The 3204-nt window shown below is 63.8% G+C and carries 4 protein-coding genes; 2 read left to right on the forward strand and 2 right to left on the reverse strand.

The window, feature by feature from the left end:
* Together ACRCSW_RS17485 and ACRCSW_RS17490 are read left to right on the forward strand one after the other, a co-directional pair.
* The coding region (locus ACRCSW_RS17485; RefSeq protein ID WP_438706926.1) for a PhoX family protein at positions 1-1757 on the forward strand (1757 nt) is incomplete at its 5' end.
* Between the two features lie 81 nt (positions 1758-1838).
* A complete protein-coding gene (locus ACRCSW_RS17490; RefSeq protein WP_438706927.1) occupies positions 1839-2300 on the forward strand; it encodes an Lrp/AsnC family transcriptional regulator in 462 nt (153 codons plus the stop codon).
* Here ACRCSW_RS17490 and ACRCSW_RS17495 read toward each other — a convergent pair.
* A complete protein-coding gene (locus ACRCSW_RS17495; RefSeq protein ID WP_438706928.1) occupies positions 2297-2974 on the reverse strand; it encodes a DUF2161 family putative PD-(D/E)XK-type phosphodiesterase in 678 nt (225 codons plus the stop codon). The two genes, ACRCSW_RS17490 and ACRCSW_RS17495, sit on opposite strands and share 4 nt — an antisense overlap.
* Before the next feature lie 98 nt (positions 2975-3072).
* On the reverse strand, positions 3073-3204 hold a 132-nt coding region (locus ACRCSW_RS17500), incomplete at its 5' end, for a small ribosomal subunit protein bS21 (RefSeq protein WP_438706929.1).

Raw genomic sequence — 3204 nt, forward strand, 5'->3', positions numbered from 1 at the left:
CCGTCCAGTCGAGCCTTACCTTCACCGAGCTCAAGCGCGTCTTTGACCAGACGCATCACGTTGCCGACGGCTACAAGGCCGAGGTCGTGGCAGCCTGGGGCGACCCGATGCAGGCCGGTCAGGCGGCTTTTGATGTCAAGGCGCTGAACGCGGCCGAACAGGCCGCCCGCTTTGGGTACAACTGCGATTTCATCGCCTTCATGCCGCTGCCCAGGGGGTCGCAGAATTCGGACAACGGGCTTCTGTGCGTGAACAACGAATATGTCAGCTTCAACGTCATGTTCGACAACCTGCCGGACGATGGTGAGGGCGGGAAGAAGATGACGGAGGAGCAGGTTGCCCTTTGCAACGCGGCGATCGGCCATTCCATTGTCGAGATCAAGCGTGAGGCTGGGGTCTGGAGGATCGTGCAGGACAGCCCGATGAACCGCCGGATCACGATGGACACGCCAATGGCGATTTCCGGCCCCTGCGCCGGTCATGCGTGGATGAAGACCTCGGCTGACCCTGAAGGCCTGATGGCGCGGGGCACGAACTATAACTGCGGCGGCGGTTTCACACCGTGGGGGACTGTGCTGACCTGTGAAGAGGGCGCGTCGGACACGTTCGGCGGCGACCCCACCAAATCGCCTATAGCAGATGTGTTGGAGCGCTATGGCTATGACGGGTCGGACTACTATGGCCGTGCCCGCTTTGACGACCGCTTCAACGTCGAGAAGGAACCGAACGAGCCCAACCGTTTCGATTGGGTGGTCGAGATCGACCCGTATGATCCGGCCTCGAACCCGGTGAAGCGTACTGCGTTGGGTCGCATGGCGCATGAAGCCTCGACGACAGTCGTGAACAAGGACGGTCGCGTGGTCGTCTACATGGGCGACGACGATTACTTCGAGTACGTCTACCGCTTCGTGTCGGATGCCGCCTATGACCCGGCGAACCCGGCGTCAGGTAAGGACCTGCTGGACGCAGGCACCCTGTCGGTGGCGCGCTTCGATGCGGACGGCACGGTCACCTGGCTGCCACTAGTTCACGGGCAGGGCCCACTTACGGCAGAGAACGGCTTTGCCGATCAGGCCGATGTGCTGCTGAAGACGCGTCTGGCCGCCGATGCGCTAGGGGCCACGCCGATGGACCGGCCCGAGGACATGGAGACGAACCCGGTGACGGGGCGTGTCTATGCGATCATGACCAAGAACAAGAACATGACCGCCGACAAGCTGAACCCGGTGAACACTCGGCCGGAAAACCACTATGGCCATATCGTCGAGATGATCCCTCCTGGCGGCGCGGGCCCGGATGCCGACCACACAGCGGCGAGCTACGGCTGGGATTTATTCGTGCTGGCGGGCAACCCGAAGGAAGCGGCGCACGGCGCGAAGTTCCACGCCGAGACCACGGAAAACGGCTGGTTCGTGTGCCCCGACAACCTGACCTTCGATCCGAAGGGCCGGATGTTCGTGGCGACCGATGGCGCCAACGACTTCGACATCGCCGACGGCATCTATGGCGTGGACACCGAAGGCCCCGCCCGTGGGCTGCCGAAGTTGCTCTTCGCCTGTCCGATGGGGGCGGAAGCGTCGGGGCCTTGCTTCACCCCCGATGGCACGACGCTCTTCGTCTCGGTTCAGCACCCGGCCGAGGACAGCGACACGCTCGCCAACGCGACGACGTTGTGGCCGGACTTTGCCGAAGGCGGCGTGCCGCGTCCGGCGGTCGTGGCGATCCAGCGTGTGGACGGCGCCGAAGTCGCCGCCTGACCCGCAAAGCAAGGCTTGCTGCGCGTGATGTTCTGAAAGAAGCTTTCGGCCGGGATATCCCCGGCCGAAGGAATTCTTGCCATGTCCGATCTGGACGCAACGGACCGCCGCATTCTGACAGTTCTGCAGAAGGATGGCCGCATTACCAATGCCGAGCTGTCAGAGGCGGTGAACCTGTCACCGTCCGCCTGTCACCGGCGCGTGCAGCGGCTGGAGGAGGAAGGCTACATCGCGGGCTACGTGGCGCTCCTCGACGCCCGCAAGATGGGCCGGATGACGACGGTCTTCGTCGAGATCACCCTGCAAAGCCAGGCCGAGGACTTGCTCGACGCCTTCGAGCGCGAGGTGGCAAAGGTGCCGGACCTTCTGGAATGCCACCTGATGGCCGGGACTGCGGACTATCTTCTGAAGCTAATGGCCGAGGACACCGAGGATTTCGCCCGCATCCACCGCCAGTTCCTGTCGCGCCTGCCGGGAGTGCGGCAGATGCAATCCTCGTTCGCGCTGCGGACGGTGGTGAAGACGACGGCCCTGGCGGTCTAGTCTGAGGTCAGGCCGAGCGCCGTCAGATCATTGCTTGCGGCGGCCAGATCGGCTTGTCCCTTGTCGGTCAGGGCATAAATGCCGCGGTCCACCCGCTGGAACCAACCGTAGTGATCGTCCCGCAGGATAGCCGCCGCCCGGGTGACTCCAGCCGCCTTCGCCACCATGGCTGCCTTTGTCGGACCGGCTCGCAGCACCGTACCGCAGCGCAGGGCGTCCTGCCGGTAGGCCGTCATCCGCTTGATCCCGGTGGTCCCGCCCTGGTTCGGATCACCGACCCGTCGGTGGAACTCCTTGAGCAAGGCACCAGCTCGCCGTGTGCTCTTACGCGGGGCGTAGGGGGCGGGGTCCAGATGCGGCTCGACCACGTCGCCCTTGACGGCAAGAAGTCCCAGCCCCAGCCGCCGACAAAGCGCGATGATCTCGCGATAACGGAGCTTCCAGCCTTTCTCGCCCGAAACAGGCACAGCCAGATAGACGTCATCGAACAGCGCCTGCCGCGCGATGCCTTGCATGACGAGGGCCAGCGAGAAGGTCAGCTTCATCTCGACCACGACCGCGGGCTCCTCACCCCGAACGGCCATGATGTCGCAGGCCCCGATCTCGGCCTTCACGACGTAGCCCTGAGCCTCGAGAAAGCTCTTCAGCGCTGGATAGAGGTCTGATTCAAGCATCCCGCTTTGAACCACGCCCCGCTACAATGAAAAACCCCCGGCCAAACGGACGGGGGTTGATCGGGCGGGCATCGCTGCCCCAGTGTCGCGTGACGTCTTTACAGACCGCCTTCACGCTGAAGCTTCTTCCGGGCGAGTTTCCTCGCGCGGCGCACGGCTTCGGCCTGTTCGCGTGCTTTCTTGACGGAGGGCTTCTCGAAATGCTGCTTGAGCTTCATTTCCCGAAACAC

Origin of the sequence: Tabrizicola sp., assembly GCF_051645465.1 — a bacterium.
In the GTDB taxonomy this organism is placed as follows: domain Bacteria; phylum Pseudomonadota; class Alphaproteobacteria; order Rhodobacterales; family Rhodobacteraceae; genus Tabrizicola.